We start from the raw sequence: 26,294 nt of genomic DNA on the forward strand, positions 1-26,294 counted from the left end.
GATATTCCAGTACCACCTCTGTTCCGCTTGAGCAATGGCGTGACGCAGGAGGATAGGGTGAGCGGCCTATTGGATGGCCGTCTAAGCAGTAAGTGTGGTGTGTAGGCAAATCCGCACACCAATAAGCACAAGCTGTGATGGCGAGGGAAATATAAGTACCGAAGTCCCTGATTTCACACTGCCAAGAAAAGCGTCTAGCGAGGAACAAGGTGCCCGTACCGCAAACCGACACAGGTAGGCGAGGAGAGAATCCTAAGGTGCGCGGGATAACTCTTGCTAAGGAACTCGGCAAAATGGCCCCGTAACTTCGGGAGAAGGGGCGCCTCGGTAGGGTTTATAGCCCGAGGAGGCCGCAGTGAAAAGGCCCAAGCGACTGTTTAGCAAAAACACAGGTCTCTGCGAAGCCGCAAGGCGAAGTATAGGGGCTGACGCCTGCCCGGTGCTGGAAGGTTAAGGGGATGGGTTAGCGCAAGCGAAGCTTTGAACCGAAGCCCCAGTAAACGGCGGCCGTAACTATAACGGTCCTAAGGTAGCGAAATTCCTTGTCGGGTAAGTTCCGACCCGCACGAAAGGCGTAACGACTTGGGCGCTGTCTCGGCAAGAGACCCGGTGAAATCATAATACCTGTGAAGATGCAGGTTACCCGCGACAAGACGGAAAGACCCCATGGAGCTTTACTGTAGCCTGGTATTGAAACTTTGTGCATCATGTACAGAATAGGTGGGAAGCTGTGAAGCGAGGGCGCCAGCCTTCGTGGAGCTGTCGTTGGGATACCACCCTTGATGTACGGAGTTTCTAACTTGCCGCCCTTATCGGGTGGAAGGACCATGCCAGGTGGGCAGTTTGACTGGGGCGGTCGCCTCCTAAAGAGTAACGGAGGCGCCCAAAGGTTCCCTCAGAATGGTCGGAAATCATTCGTAGAGTGTAAAGGCACAAGGGAGCTTGACTGCGAGACCTACAAGTCGAGCAGGGACGAAAGTCGGGCTTAGTGATCCGGTGGTTCCGCATGGAAGGGCCATCGCTCAACGGATAAAAGCTACCCTGGGGATAACAGGCTTATCTCCCCCAAGAGTCCACATCGACGGGGAGGTTTGGCACCTCGATGTCGGCTCATCGCATCCTGGGGCTGAAGTAGGTCCCAAGGGTTGGGCTGTTCGCCCATTAAAGCGGTACGCGAGCTGGGTTCAGAACGTCGTGAGACAGTTCGGTCCCTATCTGTCGCGGGCGTAGGAAGTTTGAGGAGAGCTGTCCTTAGTACGAGAGGACCGGGATGGACGCACCTCTGGTGCACCAGTTGTCACGCCAGTGGCACAGCTGGGTAGCTATGTGCGGACGGGATAAGCGCTGAAAGCATCTAAGCGTGAAGCCCCCTTCAAGATGAGACTTCCCATAGCGCAAGCTAGTAAGACCCCTCATAGACGATGAGGTTGATAGGTTCGGTGTGGAAGTGCAGTAATGCATGGAGCTGACGAATACTAATCGGTCGAGGACTTATCCACATTGCCTTTATGCTGACTTCATTATCTAGTTTTCAGAGAATGAAGATACTGAATAGATTCTCTCAACAGATTATTGTTGAGAGATTTTTCGTTTTATGAAAAGATTATTTAGATGGAATCATAGTGTATCTTATTGCAGTGTTAAATCGTATTAAATAAGAGAACATTAGAACATATATGCACATGAAGATATGACTTAGGTTATAACCAATGGTATGATATGGTAAGGATAGGGATCAAATCAGGCTAAATATACTTTTCCTACATGAATTAGGCCTTCCTCATCTTCGTACCCCAATGATAAGACATTAATTTATGTACTTACAGAAAATGTAAGAGTGCTAGTGTTAAAAAGAATTGGGTGCAAATGAACTGATGTTGGAATAGACAGCAAAGGAGAGTCGAAATGAAAAAGATACTCATCTTTTCCGCCTCCATTGGCAACGGTCATAACCAGGCTGCTCGTGCGATTCAGGAAGAGTTAAGCGAACTTGGTTATGCTTCTATGGTAATTGACACCCTTGAATATATAAGTCCAACCTTCCATAAAATTTTATTGGAAAGCTATACGAATATATTAAAACTCTCTCCAAGTGTTTGGGGTAAAATTTATCATAATACAGAGAAAACCAGACTGTTTGATATGAATGTTTTTGTTAATAAGCTACTGGCAAATAATTTGAAACGATTGATTAACAGTGTAGAACCAGACGCTTTTATTGCTACGCATCCATTTGCCAGCTGTATGCTCTCTGTATTAAAGGGACGTAACCAGTGGACCGAACCAATTTATACAGTTATAACCGATTATACTATCCACCCATCCTGGGTAAATCATCATATTGATCACTATTTTATTGCTAGTGAACAGCTTTTTTACTTAGTTGATCTTTATCATGAAAATCATCAAAAATTTAAACCAATGGGCATCCCGATTATGCGCAAGTTTAGAGAAGAGCTTAATAAACAGGAGCTCCGTACTAAATTTGCAATTCAGCCGGAGCAAAAGGTATTAATATTGTCCGGGGGCGGATTAGGATTAGGTCCTATGGATAAAGTGTTACAAGGTCTCGATGAATTACATATTCCTTTAAAAATTTTCGTCTTAACAGGTTTAAATGACAAATTATATCGAAGTGTTACAAACCGTTCGTATTCTCATGATGTAGTGGCATTAAAATATGTGGATAATTTCCATGAATATTTAGAAGTAGCTGATGCGATTGTGACAAAATCAGGTGGTTTAACAACTGCTGAAGTATTAAGCAAACGTGTTCCTATGGTTATTTTTAATCCATTACCAGGTCAAGAAGAACGAAATAGTCACTTTTTGTTAAACAATGGCTGTGCTGTTCACGCTACAGAGAGTCGAGATTTGATATACTCAATTGAGCAGGTGCTTTCAGATGAACAAAAGTCTAAAGCAATGCGACAACAAGCTGAAATGATTGCTCGTCCGTTTGCTGCGTATGATATCGCTGCATTTATTAAACAAGATATGCAGTAGAGATGCGTTATTTCCATGAAAATCGGTCACAATCATTTAACAACACGAATATTGAGGTGGTAGAGTGAGCATACAGAATGCCGTTATTTTTGACATGGATGGTACTTTATTGCAAACAGAGTCTATGGCTATTCCAGGTTTTAGACGCACCTTTCAAGATTTAAGAGATCGTCAGCTATGGGATGGTGAGCTTCCTGATGATCGTGCTATTACTAGTACCTTGGGTATGGTTCTAGATGAGATATGGGATGTAATGTTACCGGAAGCAGATGAAAAGACAAGAGAGCTTGCTACTGAGTTATTAGCTAAGCACGAAGAGAAGTTATTAGACGAAGGTGTTGTTTCCTTGTATCCGGGAGTTGTAGAACAACTTACTGCATTGCACGAAAAGGGAATTGCGCTTTTTGTAGCATCTAATGCAATGGATGGTTATGTGGAAGCGATATGTGAACACTTTAAAATCACACATCTTTTTACTGATCTGTACTCAGCTGGACGTTTCCAAACTAAGTCAAAAGTAGATCTAGTTGCCCTTCTTTTACGAACGTATGATATTAAGCAGGCAGTAATGGTAGGAGATCGTAAGTCGGATGTTGAGGCTGGTAACAAGAATCATTTATGGACAGTAGGCTGTGATTTTGGCTTTGCTGATTCTGGTGAGCTGAAAAATGCGGATGTAGTCATTAAAAGCTATGCAGAATTACTTCAACAGGTACCATTTTATCAATCTATTTAAATAGGTAGAAAAAAACCACCTTATTTGATCTTGCCCCTGTCAAGTAGACAACTTTAAACAAGCCCCATCTAGGCTACCTGAGTTCGGTATTCTATCGGACTCAGGTTTTTTAATCGAGATTGAAACCGTTGCTGATTATAGAAATTAATGTAACCGTGAAGAGCTTCTTCCACTTCTTTATCTGTTTGAAACGAATGAAGGTACAAACACTCTGTTTTTAAATGCCCAAAGAACCCCTCAATACAGGCGTTATCTAAACAGTTACCTTTTCTAGACATACTTGCTACGATTTTATATTGCTGAAGGAACTGGTTATACTGCTTTGAGGTGTACTGGTATCCTTGATCACTGTGTAGGAGGACTCCGCTTACATCCCGCTTTTTAATCGCTAATTTTACGGTATCCATTACGAGTCGTAAATCATTACGTTTGCTTGTTTTGTAGGCAACAACTTCGTTGTTATACATGTCGTATATGACAGACAGATAAAGACGGCGACCATTAAATAGTATGTAGGTAATATCTGTAGCCCATTTCTCATTTGGCCGTGAGGCGCAAAAATTTCGATTCAGCTTGTTTTCGGAGATGACAACCTTCTCTTTGCGCCCAAAGAATTTTCGTTTTTTACGGATTAGCGCTTGTATCCCAAGTTCCTTCATAATGCGATACACACGTTTATGATTGACTTTTAGCCCGTACCTTCTAAATAACCACACTTTTATTCGGGGATACCCGTAAATACCTTTGACCTCTTGATGACACTCCATGATCATTTCTCTTAATTTTTCATTTACCAATTGTTTTGAGGTGGGGTGTTTCTCACGAGAAAGCCACTTGTAAAAACCACTACGAGATACTTTCGTAATTTTACACAATAAAGTAATAGAATACTTTTTAGACAATTCTTTAATAAGCTCGAAAAAACAGCATTTATCTTTCGGTTTCACCTCTTTTCTAGACCTAGCCACTTTTTTAAGAATTCGTTCTCTGCACGTAATCGAACTATCTCTTCCTCCGTACTCTCTGGCCTTATTCGTGGTCTTCCTCTAAGAGGATTTTTTGTTCTCCCGCGTTTTTCATCTAGTCCCTGTATACCTTCCTTTCTATAATGATCAACCCATCTTCTTAAAATAGAAGGGTCACTAATGCCGAGATCCCTTGTAAGTGTTTTGTACCCTTGTTCACCGCTCAAATAAAGCCGTACGGCTTTTAACTTAAAATCCTTTGAATATGTTTTTCTAATTTCCCCCATAGAAAATTCCCCTCCTAGTTAATACAGTAAGGGGTCTTGCTTCTTACTGTCTACTAAAAGGGGATAATATCATTTCGAGGTGGTTTTTTGATTGATACAGGTTGAAATAGACCTTTTTTGACCAAAATAAAGGAGTAAGGGAAATAAGGGTTGAAAGTAAATAAAAAAGTAATTATAATAAAAGTCAAAGATAGTCAAAGTCAAATTAACTAACAAAAAAATTAATTTTGAGGCCCTTAGCATCAAGCATATTCTTAGGCAAGGAGGCGACACTTTGCGAAATATATCGGACATCATTGAGCAGCATTTAAAGAGCATACTTCAGGAGAGTCCGAATGGAGCTATTGAAATTCAGCGGAGTGATATTGCCGAAAAGTTTCAATGTGTACCGTCCCAAATTAATTACGTTATTAACACTCGTTTCTCTATTGAAAAAGGATATATTGTTGAAAGTAAACGTGGCGGTGGAGGCTTTATCCGGATTCGCAAAGCACAGATTTTGTGTAGGGAAACATTACAAGAGCTTTTGACAGAAGAAATGATTGGAGATAGTATAAGTCAATCTTATGGCTACTCTATTATTGATCGTTTAGTGGAAGAAAGATGGATTAATCTACGAGAAGCCACTTTAATGAAGGTAGCTACCTCAAGGCAGGTTCTGATGGTTAACACACCTTTGCGTGATCAGTTGAGAGCCAGTATTTTAAAGCATATGATTACAACAATCCTAATAACATAAAAGTTACACTTTGCAGAAATGGAATTAACCCTGAAGTCTGAATGTACCGATTGACTTGTAAGGAGGATTCTTATTATGAATTGTGAAGAGTGCGGCAAACGCCCAGCAACCTTACATCTTACCAAAATCGTAAATGGTGAAAAGTCTGAGACTCATATTTGCGAGCAATGTGCTAAGGAAAAAGGTGAATATTTCTCAGGGTTTGGGAACTTTGGTCTAAATAATTTATTGGCTGGTCTATTAAATTTTGATCCGATGAACAAAGGTGTCAATAGTCAGCAGATTAGCCAAAATGCGGTTTCTCCGCTTACGCGTTGCGAAACATGCGGTTTAACCTATACACAATTTAGCAAGAGTGGTCGCTTTGGTTGTAGTGATTGTTATAACCATTTCGGAGCTAAACTCGATCCGCTCTTCAGAAGAATTCATGGAAATACCCAGCATATGGGGAAAGTACCTGAACGTACAGGTAGCCAGCTAAAGATAAAAAAGGATTTACAGCAACTAAAAACTGCTCTGCAACAACATATTGCTACAGAGGAGTTTGAGAAGGCAGCAGAAATTAGAGACCGTATTCGTGCATTGGAACAAAAGATTGAACAATCCAAGTGAATAAATGGTGGAGGTGAACATCAAGTATGTCCCTACAGCGTTTTACCCAGCATCCATGGAGTAATTGGATGAAAGGCGAGGGTCCTGACTCTGATATTGTTATTAGTACACGGTTGCGCATTGCCAGGAACCTACGTCAACATCCATTTCCACTCCTAGCTACTGACTCACAAGCAGAAGAGGTCGTACGCAAAGTACAAGAAGTAATTGATTCTCCTTCTATGAAGAAAAAAGGTTCCTTCGAACTGTTGTGCATGGAGGAGATGAAGCCTCTCGAAAAGAGAGTACTGGTAGAAAAACATCTCATCAGCCCTAATTTGGCAGAGGAATCAAGAAAAGGTGCTGTCATTTTAAGTGAGGACGAATCTATCAGTGTATTGGTGAATGAAGAAGATCATCTACGCATTCAGGTGTTCTTGCCAGGCTTTCAATTGCGTGAGGCCTGGGAAAGAGGAAGCAAGATGGATGACATCTTCGAAAAACAAGTCAATTATGCATTTGACGAAAAACGAGGATATTTAACCAGTTGTCCTACAAACGTAGGTACAGGTATACGTGCTTCTGTCATGTTACATTTACCGGCACTTGTGATGACCCAACAAATCAATCGAATTTTGCAAGCTATTACTCAAGTAGGCTTGGTTGTTCGTGGCCTGTATGGGGAAGGAAGCGAAGCTGTTGGAAATCTCTTTCAGCTCTCCAATCAAGTGACACTCGGTATGTCAGAAGCAGATATTATTTCCAATCTATACAGCGTTGCAAGTCAGATTATTGAACAAGAGCGTGAAGCACGTCAGTATTTGCAAGAGCATAATCGCATATCTATTGAGGATAAGATTTTCCGTTCTTATGGGATTTTGACTCATGCAAGAACGGTAGAATCAAAGGAAGCGGCGCAGCGTTTATCTGATGTACGATTAGGTATAGATTTGGGATATTTGCAAGCATGTAGCCCATTTGTTGTGAATGAGCTGTTAGTAAGCACACAACCCGGCTTTTTACAATATGATGCTGGGCAGAAACTAACAGCAGAACAACGTGATGAACGTAGAGCTTATGTTATCAGGGAACGACTAAAATGTAATTCATAAGAGAAGAGTAATGGAGGTGCTTATACTATGATGTTTGGACGATTTACAGAGCGTGCACAAAAAGTATTAGCTTTAGCATTGGAAGAGGCAGTTCGCTTAGGTCACAAAGATATAGGGACTGAACATGTCCTTTTAGGTCTGATCCGTGAGGGAGAAGGAATTGCGGCAAAAGCACTTCAAGCTCTCGGTCTCGGCCTTGATAAAATTCAAAGTGAAGTAGAATCTTTAATCGGTCGTGCTCCTGAACAACCGGCAAACACGACAAACTATACACCAAACTACACTCCACGAGCTAAAAAAGTAATTGAGTTGTCCATGGACGAGGCTCGCAAGCTAGGTCATACGTACGTGGGAACTGAACATATTTTGTTAGGTCTGATTCGCGAGGGAGAAGGAATTGCTGCGCGGATCATGAACAACCTAGGTGTGAGCCTAAATAAGGCGCGTCAACAGGTATTGCAATTATTGGGTAGCTCAGAAATGATGTCATCACATCAACCATCTGGAAGCAATGCTTCAGCCAATACTCCTACTTTAGATGGATTGGCACGGGACTTGACGACTATCGCTAAAGAAGGTTCACTTGATCCGGTGATTGGTCGTCAGAAAGAAATTGAACGTGTCATTCAGGTATTGAGCCGACGGACAAAAAATAACCCAGTCTTAATTGGGGAACCGGGTGTTGGTAAGACCGCAATAGCAGAGGGTCTTGCCCAAAAAATTGTTAATAATGAAATCCCAGAAACATTACGTGATAAACGCGTCATGACTTTAGACATGGGTACAGTGGTAGCAGGTACCAAATATCGTGGTGAATTTGAGGATCGTCTGAAAAAAATCATGGATGAAATTCGTCAAGCAGGAAATATTATTCTGTTCATTGACGAGTTGCATACATTAATTGGAGCAGGTGGGGCTGAGGGAGCGATTGATGCATCCAATATCCTAAAACCAGCTCTTGCTCGCGGTGAGCTACAGTGCGTAGGGGCCACCACCTTGGATGAGTATCGAAAATACATTGAGAAGGATGCTGCGCTCGAACGTCGCTTCCAACCAATTCAAGTAGATGAACCAACTCCAGAAGATGCAATTAAAATTTTGAGTGGTTTACGTGATCGTTATGAAGCCCATCACCGTGTGAAAATTACAGATGAAGCAATTGATCAAGCGGTGAAATTGTCTGATCGTTATATATCTGATCGCTTTTTACCAGATAAGGCTATTGATTTGATTGACGAGGCAGCTTCCAAAGTTCGCCTGCAATCTTTTACAGTACCACCTAACCTGAAAGAATTAGAAGTTCGATTAGAAGAGGTTCGTAAAGAAAAGGACGCAGCAGTACAATCTCAGGAATTTGAGGAAGCTGCGGCCTTGAGAGATAAGGAACAAAAACTACGCGAGGAGCTCGATTCCACTAAGAAGGATTGGAAAGAGAGACAAGGAAAACTAAACATGGAAGTTACTCCTGAGGATATCGCTCATGTGGTAGCTAACTGGACTGGTATTCCTGTTTTGAAATTGAAAGAAGAAGAAACGGAACGCCTGTTAAAAATGGAAGATATTCTACACGACCGAGTTATTGGGCAGGATGAGGCTGTAAAATCGGTTGCCCGTGCAGTACGCCGTGCTCGTGCTGGTTTAAAAGATCCAAAACGCCCGATCGGTTCGTTCATCTTCTTGGGTCCAACAGGGGTAGGTAAAACAGAATTGGCACGTGCCGTCGCTGAAACATTATTTGGTGATGAAGATGCCATGATTCGTGTAGACATGTCTGAATATATGGAGAAGCATACTACTGCTCGTCTTGTTGGTGCGCCTCCAGGATATGTAGGTTATGATGAAGGCGGTCAATTGACAGAAAAGGTTCGCCGTAAACCATACTCAGTCATTTTGTTAGACGAAATTGAAAAGGCACATCCAGATGTCTTTAATATTTTATTACAAGTGCTTGATGATGGACGATTAACAGACTCTAAAGGACGGACAGTTGATTTCCGTAATACGGTAGTCATCATGACATCCAATGTGGGTGCTAGCATGATTAGGAAAAATAGCTCCCTTGGCTTTACTACGAATGATTCTGAAAAGAAATATCAAGATATGAAAGATAAAGTGATGGATGAATTGAAACGTAGCTTCCGTCCAGAGTTCTTGAACCGTATTGATGAAATTATTGTGTTCCACTCTTTAGAACAGGAGCATATTGAAAAAATCGTTACGTTGATGACTGAGGACTTGCGCAAACGCTTAGTGGAACAAGAGATTGATTTTAATCTAAGCGAAGAGGCCAAGAAAATTCTCGCTAAAGAGGGCTTTGATCCTGCCTATGGTGCACGACCATTACGCCGAGCTATTCAGCGGAACATCGAAGACCGCTTGTCTGAAGAATTGCTCAAGGGTACGATCACTAAAGGAGATACCGTTCAAATTGAGGCTGAAGATGGCAAATTAACGGTAAAACGCTTAGAACAAGTAAAAGTAACAAAATAAACTAATCGTGAAGCAAAACATGGTATAATTTCAGAAGGAAGCAGTATGTATCCCCGAAGATGATTCGGGGATATTTTTTATACAGCTAGCATAAATGTAAGGTGATATAAAAATGCTTTTCATTAGCAGGATTTAACAGAACTTGCACGAACAACAGTAGAATGAATTTATAGATACGGGAGTATGTTATATGTCAAAAGTAAAAACAAAGTTTGTGTGTCAGGATTGTGGGTACGAAAGTCCCAAATGGATGGGCAAATGCCCAGGCTGTAATAATTGGAATACACTGGTTGAAGAATTAGAACGTAAACAAGTAGGTGGCAGAGAGCGTGGAATGTCCACCAAACAAAAAGCACAACCAATCACAGAGGTAATAAGTGACGAAGAACCACGATTAGATACCACTTTAGGTGAATTAAACCGTGTATTAGGTGGCGGATTAGTTTTGGGATCACTGGTGCTTGTTGGAGGAGACCCGGGGATCGGAAAGTCTACTTTACTTCTCCAAACTTCTTTTGCTCTCGCACATCAGAATAATAAAGTGTTGTATATCTCCGGTGAGGAGTCTGTTAAACAAATTAAAATGCGAGCTGATCGACTTGGTGTGCAAACATCAAATCTGCTAGTAGTGACAGAGACTGACTTGGAGCAGGTGGAGGAGCAGATAACGTTTGTAGACCCTGATGTGGTCATAATTGACTCAATCCAAACCATTTTTCATCCTGCTGTCACATCTGCAGCAGGTAGTGTAGCTCAGGTCAGAGAGTGTACCAGCCACCTCATGCGAATAGCAAAAAGTAAAGGTATTGCTATCTTTATTGTCGGACATGTTACAAAAGAAGGAGCAATCGCTGGACCGCGTATGCTTGAGCATATGGTTGATGCTGTTCTTTACTTTGAAGGAGATCGACATAATACCTTCCGTATTTTACGGGCAGTTAAGAACCGATTTGGATCCACAAATGAAATGGGTATTTTTGAAATGAAAGAAAAAGGACTTACTGAAGTAGAAAATCCTTCTGAACTATTCTTAGCCGAACGTCCGATTGGAGTTGCTGGATCAACAGTAGTAGCGAGTATGGAAGGGACTCGCCCTGTACTTGTTGAACTACAGGCATTGGTTTCCCCAACCAGCTTTGCTACTCCACGTCGAATGGCAACAGGAGTAGATCATCAGCGAATTGCTATGATTATGGCCGTTTTGGAGAAACGAGTAGGCTTGATGCTACAAAACCAAGATGCCTATGTAAATGTAGCTGGTGGTGTTCGCCTGGATGAGCCTGCCATTGATTTAGCTATTGCAGTGAGCATTGCTAGTAGTTTTCGAGATCATTCTACAAATCCATATGACGTAGTGATTGGAGAAATTGGTTTAACAGGTGAAGTACGCGGTGTTTCTCGAATTGAGCAACGTATACGTGAAGCGGAAAAACTGGGCTTTAAGCGTGTCATTATTCCGGAGAGAAGCATGCGAGGACTAGAAAAGCCTTCAGGCATTGAGGTAATTGGTGTGAAGAATGTAGAGGAAGCTTTGGAATATGCGTTGAGGGGGTAGCTATATTTGATGTTGGATGCTTTGCGTTTTGTCGCTCCAGGTACGCCTTTTCGTGAAGGATTGGAAAACGTTCTACATGCCAAAACAGGAGCTTTAATTGTTGTAGGGTGTAGTACACAGATGAAAAACATTCTTGATGGTGGCTTCTTTATTGATTGTGAATTTACTCCTGCACATTTATATGAATTGGCTAAAATGGACGGGGCTATTGTTGTCAGCGAGGACGCTAAGCGAATTTTATATGCCAACACGCAGCTATTGCCCAGTGGGGCTGTTGTTTCTAATGAAACTGGAACCAGGCATCGGACAGCCGATCGAACAGCACGATTAACTAACCATTTGGTTATAGCTATTTCTCAGAGGCGCAATGTAATTACTTTATACCAAGGGACTCAGCGCTATGTTATTAAAGATATTAGTGTTATTTTGGCAAAAACGAATCAAGCACTTCAAACTTTGGAAAGATATAAGATGGTATTAGAGCAAGGGCTTACAAATCTAAGTGCCCTAGAATTTGAACAATTAGTCACTGTTCATGAAATTGTATCGGTTATGCAACGGATTGAGATGGTCATCCGTATAAAGTTAGAGATGAAAAAATATATTCTGGAATTAGGCACCGAGGGTCGGTTAATTAACCTGCAGCTAGAAGAGCTTGTAGTCAATGTGGAACAAGAGGCGGAACTGCTCATTTTAGACTATGCAAGAGACGATAAGGTGGATACTAAGCAAGTCTTAAACGAGATGAGTAAGCTCAGTCCTGAGGAATTGATGGATCCAAGCGTCTTTCTTCGCTTATTGGGGTATATAAATATGAATAAGATGTCGGACGAGGCAGTGATGACACGTGGATATCGATTGCTCAGTAAAATATCTAGACTTCCTTCCACTGTCATATGCAATCTCATTTGCCACTTTGGTAACCTACACTTCATCATGATGGCTACTATCGAGGAATTGGACGATGTAGAAGGAATTGGTGAGATTAGGGCACGTGCCATTAAGGACGGATTGAGAAGAATCCAAGAACAAGTGTTCATTGACAGGCACATTTAGTTCTATTAGTATGAAGGGATTATGCTACGGTTTTCTTTTTAAAGTCAACAGGTATAAATTACCCCCTTTTTCTACTCTTACCAATTACCAGTCAGCAGTAGGGATAGAATATCGTGGGATGATAATTAACGGAGGTAGACTATGATTGTGAAAGCATTGCCGAACATGCTCACTCTAGGCAACCTATTTTTAGGTATAGTAGCAATGATCTTGGCATTTAACGATTATGTTGATTTCGCAGCCATTACAGTAATCGTCGGAATGCTGTTGGACGGTTTGGATGGTCGTGTAGCACGTATGTTAAATGCACAAAGTGAATTTGGAAAAGAATTGGACTCATTATCGGACGTTATATCTTTTGGGGTAGCACCAGCCTTTATTATGTATGTAGTTGCTTTGCAAGAAATTAGTGTAGTAGGTATTATCATCACGGCACTTTTCCCAATTTGTGGAGCTTGTCGCTTAGCACGTTTTAATGTACAAGCGGGTGTTCCTGGTTACTTTATTGGCTTGCCTATTACGGCTGCTGGTGGTGTACTAGCTACACTGGCACTATTTCATGAAGTATTTCCAACAACCATCTTGGCACTTGGAATGCTGATGCTTGCTTACCTTATGGTATCGCGCGTGAAATACCCAAACTTCAAAAAAGTAGGGATTCCGAAATCAGCATATTGGATTGCCCCAATAATCATCGTTGGTGTAATTATTATTGCGGTCATGTTCCCTAATCAAATTTCCAAACTGGTATTTGTGCCTCTCGCACTATATGCTTTGTATGGGATAAAAAAAAACGTTGAATATTTTATTCGCAAGGTAAGAAAAAGAGAATCACAAGAAGAGAAAAAGCATTATCTATAACCCAATAGGATCAAAAAACAACCCCCCGTTTGAGTTAAACGGGGGGTTGCAACTTTCTTGTGGGTTCATCCGTAGTATAGAGAGAAAAGAACAATTGATGCTAGGAGAGATTAAAAACTCCTAACGTATTGAGCCGGTCTGTTTCAACCTCGAGTACTTTGGATAAGGAAATATCAGTGACGTTGCAAAGGGCAGCTAAGTAAAATAAGTTTTTCCCAATTTCAGCGGTTACGGTGTCCCGACAATGTTCACAAAGCTGTCCTGAAAAATGCGTATCTAGATGAGGTTGGTTATCGTGTAAAGTACTTGCAGGATCAAATGCTTGCTTTAAGGCAGTAATCTCCACGCATCCACAATCAGTTACCGCTTTCGTCAATGCTCGGTTTGTTCGAGCGCTAGACTCCTGCAGCTTAGTCATGACATCTAAAATACTCCGATGTCTAATCAGTAGGTTGGAAACTTGTTCTTGAAAATCCTTGATTTCACTAGACAATAGTATTCACCTCTGTTCTCTGATGAGGGGGAGTCAGAAAATTCTATTCACTTGGTTATGGTTTATTATAGAAACTCCTTAATCCATCTGTCAAACGTTAGAATTTTTGCTGGTTTTACAAATTTATGCTTTTTTGATTGACGTACATGTTGAAGCTGTGTTAAAATTTCCGGCTATTTGACACTATAAAAAATATTTTGTTATAGTGAGGGGAAAGAGATATGAGACAAACCATTCAAATCATTTGCAGGAGACTAGGTTTTTTTGTTAGATCTTCTGTCTATATTAATAAGAGGAGGTGAGCCTATGTTAAAACGAATCTGCAAGGTTTTCTTTGTTATCGTTGGTGGAGGACTGGGGTATCAGTTTGGACCTGCATTTTTCTCATTTTTGAATGATTTGCTCAATTTTGGAGAAGTTCCACGTCCAGCATACATTGGGGCTGTACTAGGGGTGGTTTTGTTTTACCTTTTGGCAAATACGTTGGTGGATTACTTGGTGAATGCAATCCGCTGGGGTGAAGAAAGGTTATTGACGCTCCCTATTACTGATGTCATGTTTGGAGCCTTAGGTTTGATTATCGGACTTATCGTTGCCTTTTTATTATTCCTACCGATCAATAGTATACCGGTCCCAGTTCTCGGTGATTTCTTACCACTTCTTGTTTCTGGTTTGCTTGGTTATTTAGGCTTTCAGGTGGGATTCCGTAAAAGAGATGAAATTATGGCGGTATTTTCTATAGGTCGTAAGGAGAAAAGCAAAAAGGAAAGCGGGGGCATTGCCGCCAACGTTGAGCATAAAGTTTTGGATACCAGTGTTATTATCGACGGCCGAATTGCTGATATCTGTCGCACCGGTTTTATCGAGGGAGCGCTTGTTATTCCAGGTTTCGTACTTGAAGAATTACAACATATTGCTGATTCGTCTGATGCACTAAAAAGAAACCGTGGTCGCAGAGGTTTGGACATTCTAAACAAAATTCAAAAAGAATTAAAAGTTAATGTTCAAATTTATGAAGGAGATTTTGAAGAGATTGCGGAAGTGGATAGTAAATTAATTAAGCTAGCGAAGGTGCTTAACGGTAAAGTGGTTACCAATGACTTCAACTTAAATAAGGTCTGTGAATTGCAAGGTGTTCCAGTTCTTAATATCAATGATTTAGCCAATGCGGTTAAACCTGTGGTCCTGCCGGGAGAAGAATTACATGTGCAGGTGATTAAAGACGGGAAAGAGTACGGTCAAGGTGTGGCTTATCTTGATGACGGTACTATGATCGTAGTAGAAGGCGGTCGAGATTATATTGGGTTAGAGATTGATGTGCTGGTAACCAGCGTACTACAGACATCGGCAGGTCGCATGATCTTCGCGAAGCCAAAGATGTTGGAGAAGGCATTGTAGCGCATTGATAACATAATGGAGAGGGTACGTGTGGAAACAAGCGTGGTGATCGTTGCCGCTGGGACAGGGAAACGAATGAAAGCTGGTAAGAATAAGATATGGCTACATTTACAGCATAAGCCAATTTTTCAGCATACAGTTGAAGCTTTCGTTCAACATCCTGGAATTACCGAGGTAGTTCTGGTGATTAATGAACAAGATTACGAGGATATGGATCGTTGGCGAAAGGGCATGCCGTATTCGGTGATCTTGGCTACAGGTGGTGCGGAGCGTCAAGATAGCGTGCGAAATGGCCTTGAAGCTCTATCGGTGAGCTGTACGCATGTATTAATCCATGATGCAGCAAGACCTTTTATCACGGCCGAGCAAATTTCTGGAATTATAACCAAATTAAAAGATCATCAGGCAGTTGTTGTAGCGGTTCCTGTCAAGGATACGATTAAAATCGTAGGTCCAGATGGAATCGTGCAAGCAACCCCGGCACGCGAGAGCTTGTGGGCGGTTCAAACCCCACAAGCTTTTCCACTTTCACTCGTAAAAGAGGCGCATCAGTTTGCGGTTGACCAAGGAAAAGTAGGAACAGACGATGCGATGCTCGTAGAAATGCTTGGGTACCCAGTTACAATTGTTGAAGGTAGCTATGAAAACATCAAGGTGACAACTCCTGATGATCTCTGGTTTGGAGAAGAGATTATGAAGAGGCGTTTGGAAGAGAGGAAGAGGAGAAAATGAGGATCGGACAAGGTTTCGATGTGCATCAACTGGTGGAAGGCAGGCCTTGCATCATTGGTGGCGTAACTATTCCATATGAAAAAGGTCTGTTAGGACATTCAGATGCGGATGTACTATTACATACGGTTTCAGATGCACTTCTTGGAGCGATTGGAGAGGGAGACATTGGACGGCATTTCCCTGATACTGATCCGGCTTTTAAAGATGCTGATAGCCTACAGTTACTTGTCCATGTATGGAATTTGGTAAAAGAGCGAGGATATCAATTAGGCAATGTTGATGCTACGATCATCGCACAAGCACCCAAAATGGCACCTTATATTCCGCAGATGCGTGAAGTAATTGCTAAAGCGCTAGATGCAGATGCTTCTCAGGTGAATATTAAAGCAACCACAACGGAAAAATTGGGCTTTACTGGACGTGGGGAGGGTATCGCTGCGCAGGCTGTATGTTTGCTTGTCAATGCGTAAGTCTAGTAGTATCATAAGTTGGAAGAGATGGGATAAGGATGGTGTCATCATGACAAAGGAAGTTCGTTTGCGCTATGCTCCGAGTCCAACCGGTCATTTGCATATTGGCGGTGCTCGTACAGCGCTATTTAATTATTTGTATGCACGTCGTTTAGGCGGAAAATTTATTGTGCGTATCGAGGATACAGATCAGGTTCGCAATGTGGAAAATGCTGCAGAAAAGCAAATGGAAAACTTGAAGTGGCTCGGCGTCGATTGGGATGAGGGCGATGACATTGGTGGCCCATATGGCCCATATCGTTGCATGGACCGCTTGGATATTTATAAAGGATACATTGATCAATTATTACATGAGGGAAAAGCGTATTATTGCTATGCAACAAAGGAAGAGCTTGATGCAGAACGCGAAGAGCAGCTTGCACGTAATGAAACCCCTCGTATTTTAGAAAAGCATCGTCATACTACTCCAGAACAAAAAGCTGCATATGAGAAAGAAGGACGCGTTCCTTCTGTTCATTTCATTATGCCAGATAATCGTTCTTATACAGTGAATGATCTAGTCCGTGGTGAAGTAACCTTTGATTCAAATGAAATGGGCGGGGATTTCGTTATTTGTCGTCCAGATGGTATCCCAACCTATAACTTTGCGGTTGTAATCGATGACCATCTCATGAAAATCAGTCATGTTGTTCGAGGAGAAGAACATCTCTCCAACACACCACGTCAATTGATGATCTATGAAGCATTTGGTTGGGAGGCACCCCAATTCGCTCACTTAGCTCTCATTTTGAATCAAGAGGGTAAAAAGATGAGTAAACGCGATGAAAGCATTATTCAATTCATTGAACAATATCGCGATATGGGCTACTTACCAGAAGCTATTGTTAATTTCTTAGTGCTATTAGGATGGTCTCCAGGTGGGGAACAAGAGATCTTCTCATTAGAAGAGTTGAGCGAGCTATTTAGCTTCGATCGAGTTAGCAAGTCCCCAGCTGTATTTGACAGCACCAAAATGAACTGGATGAATAATCATTATCTAAAAGCTAAACCAGTAGACGAGATCGTTGACATGTGTATCCCTCATCTACAAGAAGCTGGTTTCTTAGAAGAAGAATTGACTTCTGAACGCAGAGAATGGGCGAAACAAATCGTAGCACTATATCAAGAACAAATGTCTTACTGTGCACAGATTGTACCTCTTTCCGCTCTCTTTTTCTTAGATGAAGTTGTTTATGAAGAGGATGCGAAGCTCGTATTAAAAGAACCTCAAGTAAAAGAGGTGCTTGTGAGCTTTAAGGAGCACATTGAATCTGCAGATGAATATAGTGTAGAAACAATTAATGCTTCCCTGAAGGCAGTCCAAAAAGCAACTGGACATAAGGGAAAAGCGCTATTTATGCCAGTGCGTGTATCTATTACAGGTCAGGCACACGGACGTGATCTTGGTCAATCCATTTATTTAATTGGTCGCGAAAAAGTGTTAGCACGTCTACAACAAGTTATTTCTAGTCTATAATAAAAACAATATAGAAGTTACACGCGTTGAACAGGAGAAGTACAAGTGAGAGGATTCAATAGAGAGAACGGGATAGGTGGAAGCCGTTTGTAGACTCTGCTTGGAAATGCACCTGGGAGCAACCAATTGAACACAATGTCTATTGAAAGTAGATTGGTCGGGGGACCCGCCGATAAAGGGTATTGAGCGAGATGAACTCTAGTCATCGTTGGTGTAGAGTTTAATTCATCTAAGCAGAGTGGAACCACGGTAAAAACACCGTCTCTGCGTCTATATAGGCGTATGAGGCGGTGTTTTTTGTATTCATCTGAGAAAAAGCAACATCCTGCCCTGCTGAAGCCTTGTCAAAACGTAAAGCCTGCTTCGTTTACGATAGAACGTTGAGAAACCGGTGGTCAGACAAAAAAATAGGGGGAGTCCCATGTTTGCTAGGATGAAGGAAGATATACAGATAGTGTTTGAACGTGACCCTGCTGCACGTAGTACGTGGGAAGTGGTGCTAACTTATGCAGGGCTTCATGCCATTTGGGGACACCGGGTGGCGAATAGATTATGGAAAAAAGGCTGGAAAACTTCAGCTCGTTTCGTTTCTCAAATCACGCGTTTTTTTACAGGAATCGAAATACACCCAGGAGCAACGATTGGTCGGAGAATGTTTATTGACCACGGAGCTGGTGTTGTAATTGGAGAGACTTGTGAGATTGGCGATGATGTAACAATATATCAAGGAGTAACCCTTGGAGGTACAGGAAAAGAAAAAGGAAAGCGTCATCCGACGGTAGGAAACAATGTCATTATCGCCTCTGGGGCAAAGGTGCTTGGTTCATTTAAGATTGGCGATTATTCAAAAATTGGAGCGGGTTCCGTCGTCCTCCAACCTGTTCCCCCCCATTCAACAGTAGTTGGGATTCCGGGGCGTATTAAGATGCAAAATGGCAAAAAAGTAGAATGTGATTTAGACCATGTTAATTTACCAGACCCGATTTTAGAAATGATTCGGGACATGCAAAAGGAAATTGCTCAATTAAAAATGGAGCTTGATCAAGTTAAAAAGGAGAAATCAAATAATGAGCATACGCTTATATAACACCATGTCACGCGAAAAAGAGGCCTTTATCCCGTTAAAGGAAGGCAAAGTGAAAATGTATGTTTGCGGTCCAACCGTTTATAATTATATTCATATAGGAAATGCGCGTCCTGCCATTGTGTTTGATACATTGCGCCGCTATTTGTCATACAAAGGCTATGAGGTTACTTTTGTACAAAATATTACCGATGTAGATGACAAATTAATTCGTAAAGCAAATGAAGAACAGACAACCGTGGCCGAATTGGCTGACCGTTATACAGAGGCTTATAATCAGGACCTGCAAGGAGTAAATGTCCTACCGCCAGATATTCAACCACGAGTTATGAATACGATTCCAGAAATCATTTCCTTTATTGAGGGTTTGATTGAAAAAGGGTTTGCTTACGAGAGTGAGGGCGATGTCTATTTCCGTACCAATCGCTTCGACGAGTATGGTAAACTATCTCATCAACCACTAGATGATTTGCAAGCAGGAGCACGCATTGAAGTAAGTGAAAAGAAAGAGAGCCCACTTGACTTTGCTCTGTGGAAAGCAGCTAAGCCTCAAGAAATTTCTTGGGAGAGCCCTTGGGGAGCAGGTCGTCCAGGCTGGCATATTGAGTGCTCTGCAATGGCCCTTCGTTTCCTAGGCGAGTCCATTGATATTCATGCAGGTGGAACAGATCTTACTTTCCCTCACCATGAAAATGAGATTGCACAGTCAGAATGCTTTACAGGCAAGCCGTTTGCCCGGTACTGGATGCATAACGCAATGCTTAACATCGACAACGAGAAGATGTCTAAGTCCTTGGGTAATTTTTTGTTAGCACGCGATCTGATTGAAAAATACAGTGGTCAACTCATTCGCTTTTTCATGCTAAGTGGTCATTATCGCAGTCCTATTAATTTTAGTGATGAAATGCTAGAGCAAGCTGCTAATGGATTAGAACGTATCAAAAATGCTTATGAGAATCTGGGGCATCGTTTGAATACGGCGCGTGAAGAAGAGCCAAATGGCTTAGCTCAGGAGCAAGCACAGTTGATTGAGGGTTTGCGTAAGCGTTTTGAAGAAGAGATGGATGATGATTTAAATACAGCCAATGGAATTACAGTATTGTTTGACATTGCCAAGGAAGCTAACCTATACACGCGTCATGAAAACGTAGGGGCTACACAAATCAAAGCTTATCGTCAGTTGCTAGAAGAGCTAAGTGCTGTATTAGGTTTGACTTTGCAAGCAGAGCCTACTTTACTAGATGAAGAGATTGAGCTTTTAATAGCAGAACGTACGGAAGCTCGAAAGGCTCGAAATTTTGCTCGTTCTGATGAAATCCGCGATCAACTACAAGAGATGGGGATTATCCTTGAAGATACACCACAGGGTATTCGTTGGCGTCGAAAATAAGGAGCAATAACATGATAATAGAAAGAGATACACTAGCTCGTGATCCTAAACTTATTAATCCGCTAGTGCTCGCCTTTTTGGGGGATGCTACGTATGCTCATTACGTGCGCTACCATTTGATAACGCGAGGGATTGCAAAACCAAATCTACTGCATAAAACGGCAAATCGCTATGTGGCTGCAAAAGCGCAAGCGACAATCTTGCACCATCTCATTCCTTCTTTAACTGAAGAGGAGATGGCGCAAGTAAAGCGTGGAAGAAATGCCAAATCTGGATCAAGCGCCAAGAATGCTGATATTGTTGATTATCGACATGCTACAGCATTCGAGGCCTTGGTCGGCTATTTATATTTGAATGGTGAAGACAAGCGATTGCAGGAGATTATTCAACAAGCGTTTGCAATCGTGGAAGGAGAATAAATGAAATGAATGAAGAGTGGATTTTGGGTAAAAACCCCGTTATCGAGGCTTTGCGCTCGGGACGTACTATTAATAAAATCTGGATGGCAGAAGGTGCTAATAAAAACCAGATGGGGCCTATCTTCACGCTAGCAAAGGAGCTTGGAGTGGTGATTACCACAGCCAATCGAAAGAAGCTAGATCAATTGGTTAACTCAGATAACCATCAAGGGGTCATTGCTTCAGTAGCAGCGTATGACTATGTGGAGATAGATGATATTTTAGCTAAGGCAGAAGAGAGAAATGAAGTACCTTTTGTGATTATTTTAGATGAGTTGGAGGACCCACATAATCTAGGCTCCATTCTGCGGACTGCTGATGCAGTTGGAGCACATGGCGTCATTATACCAAAACGTCGGTCTGTTTCTTTGACAGCAACAGTTGCTAAAGCCTCTGCTGGTGCTATTGAATATGTGCCAGTTGCCCGTGTGACTAATATTGTACGTGCGATGGAGGAATTGAAGGAAAAGGGCTTCTGGATTGGTGGTACGGATGCGGCAGGAAAACAGGATTTCCGAGAAGGGGATTATACCATGCCGTTTGCTTTGGTAATTGGTAGTGAGGGGAAGGGAATGAGTCGTCTTGTACGCGAGAATTGCGACTTCCTTTACCGTTTGCCGATGGTTGGACAAGTTACTTCGCTTAATGCTTCGGTTGCAGCGGCTATTCTAATGTATGAGGTATATCGAGGACGAAACCCACTGTTACCTAGAGGAAAATGAAATGGCTAAAAGAAAGAGCAAGCAACTGCTCATTGTAGATGGCTATAACATTATTGGGGCTTGGCCACAGTTGCGCGTCTTGAAGGATCAGGATCAGATGGATGAGGCGCGCGACCTCCTCATCTCTCAATTAGCTGATTACCAAAGCTATTCAGGAATTAAGGTCATTGTAGTATTTGATGCCTATAAAATACCCGGAATTGGAAGAAAACAGGAAGATTTTAAGATCGAGGTTTACTTTACGAAGAAAAAAGAGACAGCTGACGAAAAAATTGAGCGACTAGTTCATGAGTTTTTCGAGAAAAATCGACAAATATATGTCGCTACATCCGACTATACTTCTCAACGGGTCATTTTTGGGCAGGGAGCTCTACGAAAATCGGCAAGAGAGCTGTTACTAGAAGTAGAAAATGCCCACAAGGAAATTGATCAAACGGTAAAACAAACGAATGAAGACCAGTGTTTTTCACGGATTCCGTTAAATGATGAAATAGCGAAAATCTTCGAAAAATGGAGAAGAGAGTAAAACGCATTTGGTTGACGCTATTTTATCGATTCATGTATAATAACACTATCTTATGTAACCAGGTGTCGGAGGGATAATAGTGAGTGTTGACCTCAAGGAGTTGAAACATACTCAATATGATCTGATGTCCGACGAAGAAGTTGTAGAGTTAGTACGAGAGAACGATGCTGAGGCCCTAGAATACCTGATCAATAAGTACAAAAATTTCGTACGGGCCAAAGCTCGTTCTTATTTTTTGATCGGGGCGGACCGTGAAGATATTGTACAGGAGGGCATGATTGGCCTATACAAATCCATACGGGATTTTAGAGGGGACAAGCTCACTTCGTTTAAGGCATTTGCTGAGTTATGCATTACCCGTCAAATCATTACTGCGATAAAGACGGCAACAAGGCAGAAGCACATTCCTCTTAACTCTTACGTATCGTTGGACAAGCCCATTTATGATGAGGATTCGGATCGAACATTGCTTGACGTGATTTGTGGAACAAAGGTAACTGATCCTGAAGAGCTGTTTATTAATCGAGAAGAATTTGACGACATTGAAGGGAAAATGAGTGAAATTCTTAGCGATTTGGAACGTCAGGTACTGATGCTTTATCTGGATGGACGTTCCTATCAACAGATCGCAGTTGAGTTGGATCGCCATGTAAAATCTATCGACAATGCGTTACAACGAGTGAAACGGAAATTGGAACGATATTTAGAAGGTAGAGAAGTGCAACTGTAATTTTTGGATGCTTCTGTGTTGTCTATAAGAATGTATTCGGCCATAAACGCGAAAATCCTGTTTTTTGTCGAATTATATTCAAGGAAATATTAGTTAGAACGATAGTGTATAAAATTGTCAAGGCATTTCGTTGACATTGAGCTAGCTGATGTGATAAATTTGTTTGGTAGCCATAGAGTAGATTCTATGGTTACTTCTATGAACATACGGAAAAAAGTAGCGGTTTTTCCCGAGTTTATTTGGGTTGTAGTTATAGTCTTTAGGTATCAGAAAAGATGGAGGTGGCAATGATGCGAGTAAACATTACATTAGCGTGCACCGATTGCGGTGATCGTAACTATATCAGCACGAAGAACAAGCGTACGAACCCTGAGCGCATCGAAAAGAAGAAGTATTGCTCCCGTGATAAAAAGCACACAGTTCATCGTGAAACTAAGTAATGATGAACGAGAAGTCTGGAGGTAGCAATATGAATATCTTTTCCAGAACAGGTTCGTTTTTAAAAGATGTTGTCTCTGAATTGAAAAAAGTCCGCTGGCCGAATCGCAAAGAGCTGGTTAGCTATACAACTGTCGTTGTGCTTGCGATTACGTTCTTGGCGGTATTTATGTTTGTGGTGGACTTTGGAATTTCAGAGCTAATCGGTCTTATTATTAAGAAGTAGGTAATATTCGGGTCTTAGGAGGGACGGACGTCTAACGTCCTCGTGGATATGGAAAAAGCGTGGTATGTCGTTCATACTTACTCTGGGTATGAAAACAAGGTTAAAGCGAATCTGGAAAAACGTGTTGAGTCTATGGGCATGGAAGACAAAATCTTTCGGGTGCTTGTTCCTACTGAGGAAGAAGTAGAGAATAAAGACGGTAAAAAACGCACAGTTACCAAAAAGGTATTTCCTGGATACGTGCTTGTTGAAATGGTTATGACGGACGATTCATGGTATGTCGTGCGGAATACCCCAGGGGTCACGGGTTTTGTCGGATCCACTGGAGCTGGTTCCAAACCAACAGCGTTGCTTCCTGAAGAAGCGGATACAATTCTCAAAACAATGGGATTTGAAGCGCCGAAAGTTAGGATCGATTTTGAGCTTCGCGACATGGTTACTGTAAAGGATGGTCCTTTCACAGGTCGTGATGGAGAAATCATTGAAATTCTGGCCGACAAGCAAAAAATTCGCGTGCTATTGGATATTTTCGGTCGCGAGACACCAGTTGAATTAGATTATACACAAGTTGAAAAAATGGATTAAGAACTCATCTTGAAAAGTATCGTTTCATATGGTACAGTTCTTGATGATTCTAGAATCTGCAGACAAATGCGGTTCTCAATCTCACTACTAAATAGCTCATTTGGTTTTTTGGTAGAGTGGGAGGGGCGAGTACCCCGCATTACCACACACGAAGAAGGAGGTGTATTACGTGGCTAAGAAGGTAATCCGCGTAATTAAACTACAAATTCCAGCAGGTAAGGCAAACCCTGCACCTCCAGTAGGTCCGGCACTCGGTCAAGCTGGGGTTAATATCATGGGTTTCTGTAAAGAATTTAACGCTCGTACAGAAAGCGAAGCAGGAATGATCATTCCAGTAGAAATTACTGTATTTGAAGATCGTTCTTTCACATTCATTACAAAAACTCCACCGGCAGCAATTCTATTGAAAAAAGCAGCAGGAATCGAATCTGGTTCTGGCGTGCCTAACAAAACAAAAGTTGCTACTTTGAAACGTGATAAAGTTCGTGATATCGCGATCTTGAAACAACCGGATCTAAACGCAGCTTCTGTTGAAGCAGCTATGCGTATGGTTGAAGGTACTGCCCGTTCTATGGGTATCGTAATCGAAGACTAATCTGTCTTTGATTGCTTGTTAAGGATGAGATTGCAAGTTTTGTATCTCATCCTGTGGGAGGATTAAACCGCTACGACCACATTGAAGGGAGATTTGCAAATGCCTAAGCATGGTAAAAAATATCTAGAAGCTACAAAGCAGATCGACAAGACTAAAGTGTATGCTGTATCTGAAGCGGTCGAGCTAGTGAAAAACGTAGCTTCTGCTAAATTTGATGAAACAGTTGAAGCAGCATTCCGTTTGGGTGTAGACCCTAAACGTGCTGATCAACAAATTCGTGGTGCTGTTGTATTGCCACACGGTACTGGTAAAGTACAACGTGTTCTTGTATTTGCTAGAGGTGAAAAAGCGAAAGAAGCTGAAGCAGCTGGAGCAGATTACGTAGGCGATGCAGACATGCTTGCTAAAATCCAAGGTGGATGGTTTGAGTTCGACGTTATCGTTGCTACTCCAGACATGATGGGTGAAGTAGGTAAATTGGGTCGCGTATTAGGTCCTAAAGGTCTAATGCCAAACCCTAAAACTGGAACTGTAACATTTGATGTTACAAAAGCAGTTAATGAAATCAAAGCAGGTAAGATCGAATACCGTGTAGAAAAAGGTGGTATTATCCACGCTCCTATCGGTAAAGTATCTTTTGATGTTCAAAAACTAACTGAAAACCTTGCAGCTCTGACAGAAGCACTTAACCGTGCAAAACCAGCAGCAGCTAAAGGTATTTACATGAAGAGTGTATCTATCAGCTCCACTATGGGTCCTGGTGTACGCATTGATGTAAAATAATTACAGTTGACTTCTAGTAGAGAAGTTGATAATATATAACCTGTTGTTAAAGAGAATATTGTCATACCGCAGACAGAAGGTGCAATGAACCGAAAGGCAAGCTGCTTAATTTCCTTCCGAGGTGTGTACTATTAATAGATTAGTTCTGTTGATATGTGCCCTCGCGAAACGTCTGCGAGGGCATTTTCAATTTACATTAGGATTGATTGCACGGGAGGTGTAACAAATGGCAGAAATTCGTCCAACTGTTATCCGTGAAGAGAAAGCACAAGTAATCAGCGAGATCGCTACTAAGTTACGTGAAAGTCAAGCAACAGTAGTAGCTGATTATCGTGGTCTTACAGTGGCTCAGGTAACTGAACTTCGTAAACAATTGCGTGAAGCTGGCATTGAATTTAAAGTATACAAAAATACTTTGACTCGTTTAGCTACAGCTCAAGAAAACTTGAGCGATTTGGACCAATACCTTTTGGGACCAAACGTAATTGCTTTCTCCAAAGATGACGTAATTGCTCCTGCGAAGATCATTGCTGACTTCGCGAAGAAAAATGAAGCACTTGAAATCAAAGGTGGAGTTATCGAAGGTAAAGTAGTAGGCGCTGAAGAAATCAAAGCACTTGCTGCACTACCATCTCGCGAAGGCTTGTTGTCCATGCTTCTCAGCGTGCTACAAGCACCAGTTCGCAACTTCGCGCTTGCGGTTAAAGCTGTTTCCGAACAAAAAGAAGGCCAAGGCGCCTAATCGTTATA

28 protein-coding genes, 1 rRNA gene and 2 other annotated features (1 of these 31 running past the window's edge) are annotated in these 26,294 nt (G+C 41.8%); of the genes, 26 read left to right on the top strand and 3 right to left on the bottom strand.

Annotated features, from left to right (window positions below):
* From BrL25_RS10830 to BrL25_RS10840, 3 genes are all read left to right on the top strand, one after another.
* A 23S ribosomal RNA gene (locus tag BrL25_RS10830) occupies positions 1 to 1,499 on the top strand (it extends 1,430 nt beyond the left edge of the window).
* Positions 1,500 to 1,905: 406 nt separating this feature from the next.
* Positions 1,906 to 3,006: a UDP-N-acetylglucosamine--LPS N-acetylglucosamine transferase gene (locus tag BrL25_RS10835; RefSeq protein WP_018674422.1), complete on the top strand. Its 1,101-nt coding sequence runs from the start codon at positions 1,906 to 1,908 to the stop codon at positions 3,004 to 3,006.
* 64 nt (positions 3,007 to 3,070) lie between these two features.
* The gene (locus BrL25_RS10840; protein ID WP_018674421.1) at positions 3,071 to 3,742 is read left to right on the top strand and encodes an HAD family hydrolase; all 672 of its coding nucleotides are present in this window, start codon (positions 3,071 to 3,073) and stop codon (positions 3,740 to 3,742) included.
* A 68-nt stretch (positions 3,743 to 3,810) separates the two neighbouring features.
* Here the strand turns inward: BrL25_RS10840 and BrL25_RS10845 are convergent, their stop codons facing one another.
* Positions 3,811 to 4,689 carry an IS3 family transposase gene (locus BrL25_RS10845; RefSeq protein ID WP_236848055.1) on the bottom strand — a complete coding sequence of 293 codons (879 nt, stop codon included), beginning with the start codon at positions 4,687 to 4,689 and terminating at the stop codon, positions 3,811 to 3,813.
* On the bottom strand, positions 4,686 to 4,994 hold the full coding sequence (locus BrL25_RS10850) for a transposase (protein WP_099327224.1): 309 nt from the start codon (positions 4,992 to 4,994) through the stop codon (positions 4,686 to 4,688). The genes BrL25_RS10845 and BrL25_RS10850 overlap by 4 nt, the downstream gene beginning before the upstream one ends.
* 274 nt (positions 4,995 to 5,268) lie before the next feature.
* On the opposite strand from BrL25_RS10850, the gene BrL25_RS10855 reads away from it, so the two are divergent.
* The 7 genes from BrL25_RS10855 to pssA all read left to right on the top strand — a co-directional run bounded on the left by BrL25_RS10855 (position 5,269) and on the right by pssA (position 13,398).
* Positions 5,269 to 5,733 carry a CtsR family transcriptional regulator gene (locus BrL25_RS10855; protein WP_018673928.1) on the top strand — a complete coding sequence of 155 codons (465 nt, stop codon included), beginning with the start codon at positions 5,269 to 5,271 and terminating at the stop codon, positions 5,731 to 5,733.
* A gap of 75 nt (positions 5,734 to 5,808) precedes the next feature.
* The gene (locus BrL25_RS10860) at positions 5,809 to 6,345 is read left to right on the top strand and encodes a protein-arginine kinase activator protein McsA (protein WP_018673927.1); all 537 of its coding nucleotides are present in this window, start codon (positions 5,809 to 5,811) and stop codon (positions 6,343 to 6,345) included.
* 26 nt (positions 6,346 to 6,371) lie between these two features.
* Positions 6,372 to 7,436, top strand: coding sequence for a protein-arginine kinase McsB (locus tag BrL25_RS10865; protein ID WP_018673926.1), 1,065 nt, complete (start codon positions 6,372 to 6,374; stop codon positions 7,434 to 7,436).
* Between the two features lie 27 nt (positions 7,437 to 7,463).
* Positions 7,464 to 9,926 carry an ATP-dependent Clp protease ATP-binding subunit gene (locus BrL25_RS10870; protein WP_018673925.1) on the top strand — a complete coding sequence of 821 codons (2,463 nt, stop codon included), beginning with the start codon at positions 7,464 to 7,466 and terminating at the stop codon, positions 9,924 to 9,926.
* A 190-nt stretch (positions 9,927 to 10,116) separates the two neighbouring features.
* Positions 10,117 to 11,481, top strand: a complete 1,365-nt coding sequence (radA, locus tag BrL25_RS10875) for a DNA repair protein RadA (RefSeq protein ID WP_018673924.1) — start codon at positions 10,117 to 10,119, stop codon at positions 11,479 to 11,481.
* A 9-nt stretch (positions 11,482 to 11,490) separates the two neighbouring features.
* Positions 11,491 to 12,537, top strand: coding sequence for a DNA integrity scanning diadenylate cyclase DisA (gene disA, locus BrL25_RS10880; RefSeq protein WP_018673923.1), 1,047 nt, complete (start codon positions 11,491 to 11,493; stop codon positions 12,535 to 12,537).
* A gap of 141 nt (positions 12,538 to 12,678) precedes the next feature.
* Positions 12,679 to 13,398 (top strand): CDP-diacylglycerol--serine O-phosphatidyltransferase, encoded by a 720-nt coding sequence (gene pssA, locus BrL25_RS10885; RefSeq protein WP_018673922.1) that lies wholly within the window; start codon positions 12,679 to 12,681, stop codon positions 13,396 to 13,398.
* Positions 13,399 to 13,498: 100 nt separating this feature from the next.
* Here pssA and BrL25_RS10890 read toward each other — a convergent pair whose 3' ends face one another.
* Positions 13,499 to 13,891, bottom strand: coding sequence for a nucleoside triphosphate pyrophosphohydrolase family protein (locus tag BrL25_RS10890; RefSeq protein ID WP_018673921.1), 393 nt, complete (start codon positions 13,889 to 13,891; stop codon positions 13,499 to 13,501).
* Between the two features lie 306 nt (positions 13,892 to 14,197).
* On the opposite strand from BrL25_RS10890, the gene BrL25_RS10895 reads away from it, so the two are divergent.
* The 16 genes from BrL25_RS10895 to rplJ all read left to right on the top strand — a co-directional run bounded on the left by BrL25_RS10895 (position 14,198) and on the right by rplJ (position 26,286).
* Complete coding sequence (locus BrL25_RS10895) at positions 14,198 to 15,289, top strand: PIN/TRAM domain-containing protein (protein ID WP_018673920.1); 1,092 nt, start codon at positions 14,198 to 14,200, stop codon at positions 15,287 to 15,289.
* Positions 15,290 to 15,319: 30 nt separating this feature from the next.
* The gene (gene ispD / locus BrL25_RS10900; RefSeq protein WP_018673919.1) at positions 15,320 to 16,021 is read left to right on the top strand and encodes a 2-C-methyl-D-erythritol 4-phosphate cytidylyltransferase; all 702 of its coding nucleotides are present in this window, start codon (positions 15,320 to 15,322) and stop codon (positions 16,019 to 16,021) included.
* Positions 16,018 to 16,491 carry a 2-C-methyl-D-erythritol 2,4-cyclodiphosphate synthase gene (gene ispF, locus BrL25_RS10905; protein ID WP_018673918.1) on the top strand — a complete coding sequence of 158 codons (474 nt, stop codon included), beginning with the start codon at positions 16,018 to 16,020 and terminating at the stop codon, positions 16,489 to 16,491. The genes ispD and ispF overlap by 4 nt, the downstream gene beginning before the upstream one ends.
* Positions 16,492 to 16,540: 49 nt before the next feature.
* On the top strand, positions 16,541 to 18,007 hold the full coding sequence (gene gltX / locus BrL25_RS10910) for a glutamate--tRNA ligase (RefSeq protein ID WP_018673917.1): 1,467 nt from the start codon (positions 16,541 to 16,543) through the stop codon (positions 18,005 to 18,007).
* A 17-nt stretch (positions 18,008 to 18,024) separates the two neighbouring features.
* Positions 18,025 to 18,276 (top strand) — a binding site (T-box leader).
* Positions 18,277 to 18,428: 152 nt separating this feature from the next.
* A complete protein-coding gene (gene cysE / locus BrL25_RS10915; RefSeq protein ID WP_018673916.1) occupies positions 18,429 to 19,094 on the top strand; it encodes a serine O-acetyltransferase in 666 nt (221 codons plus the stop codon).
* Positions 19,075 to 20,481 carry a cysteine--tRNA ligase gene (gene cysS / locus BrL25_RS10920; protein WP_018673915.1) on the top strand — a complete coding sequence of 469 codons (1,407 nt, stop codon included), beginning with the start codon at positions 19,075 to 19,077 and terminating at the stop codon, positions 20,479 to 20,481. Before cysE ends, cysS begins: the two co-directional genes overlap by 20 nt.
* 11 nt (positions 20,482 to 20,492) lie before the next feature.
* Positions 20,493 to 20,900, top strand: a complete 408-nt coding sequence (locus tag BrL25_RS10925) for a Mini-ribonuclease 3 (RefSeq protein ID WP_018673914.1) — start codon at positions 20,493 to 20,495, stop codon at positions 20,898 to 20,900.
* Positions 20,901 to 20,905: 5 nt separating this feature from the next.
* Entirely contained in the window at positions 20,906 to 21,661 is a 756-nt protein-coding gene (gene rlmB, locus BrL25_RS10930; RefSeq protein ID WP_018673913.1) for a 23S rRNA (guanosine(2251)-2'-O)-methyltransferase RlmB, read from the top strand.
* Between the two features lies 1 nt (position 21,662).
* Entirely contained in the window at positions 21,663 to 22,187 is a 525-nt protein-coding gene (locus BrL25_RS10935; RefSeq protein ID WP_018673912.1) for an NYN domain-containing protein, read from the top strand.
* 79 nt (positions 22,188 to 22,266) lie between these two features.
* A complete protein-coding gene (gene sigH / locus BrL25_RS10940) occupies positions 22,267 to 22,917 on the top strand; it encodes an RNA polymerase sporulation sigma factor SigH (protein ID WP_003333816.1) in 651 nt (216 codons plus the stop codon).
* 290 nt (positions 22,918 to 23,207) lie between these two features.
* Positions 23,208 to 23,357, top strand: coding sequence for a 50S ribosomal protein L33 (gene rpmG, locus BrL25_RS10945; protein WP_003333815.1), 150 nt, complete (start codon positions 23,208 to 23,210; stop codon positions 23,355 to 23,357).
* A gap of 29 nt (positions 23,358 to 23,386) precedes the next feature.
* Complete coding sequence (secE, locus tag BrL25_RS10950; RefSeq protein ID WP_003333814.1) at positions 23,387 to 23,581, top strand: preprotein translocase subunit SecE; 195 nt, start codon at positions 23,387 to 23,389, stop codon at positions 23,579 to 23,581.
* 48 nt (positions 23,582 to 23,629) lie between these two features.
* The gene (nusG, locus tag BrL25_RS10955; protein WP_003345138.1) at positions 23,630 to 24,166 is read left to right on the top strand and encodes a transcription termination/antitermination protein NusG; all 537 of its coding nucleotides are present in this window, start codon (positions 23,630 to 23,632) and stop codon (positions 24,164 to 24,166) included.
* Between the two features lie 169 nt (positions 24,167 to 24,335).
* Positions 24,336 to 24,761, top strand: a complete 426-nt coding sequence (rplK, locus tag BrL25_RS10960; protein WP_018673911.1) for a 50S ribosomal protein L11 — start codon at positions 24,336 to 24,338, stop codon at positions 24,759 to 24,761.
* 99 nt (positions 24,762 to 24,860) lie between these two features.
* On the top strand, positions 24,861 to 25,544 hold the full coding sequence (rplA, locus tag BrL25_RS10965) for a 50S ribosomal protein L1 (RefSeq protein WP_018673910.1): 684 nt from the start codon (positions 24,861 to 24,863) through the stop codon (positions 25,542 to 25,544).
* Positions 25,545 to 25,592: 48 nt separating this feature from the next.
* Positions 25,593 to 25,742 (top strand) — a sequence feature (ribosomal protein L10 leader region).
* Positions 25,743 to 25,770: 28 nt separating this feature from the next.
* Positions 25,771 to 26,286, top strand: a complete 516-nt coding sequence (rplJ, locus tag BrL25_RS10970; protein ID WP_018673909.1) for a 50S ribosomal protein L10 — start codon at positions 25,771 to 25,773, stop codon at positions 26,284 to 26,286.
* Positions 26,287 to 26,294: the final 8 nt, after the last annotated feature.

The organism is Brevibacillus laterosporus DSM 25 (assembly GCF_002706795.1).
Taxonomy (GTDB): domain Bacteria; phylum Bacillota; class Bacilli; order Brevibacillales; family Brevibacillaceae; genus Brevibacillus_B; species Brevibacillus_B laterosporus.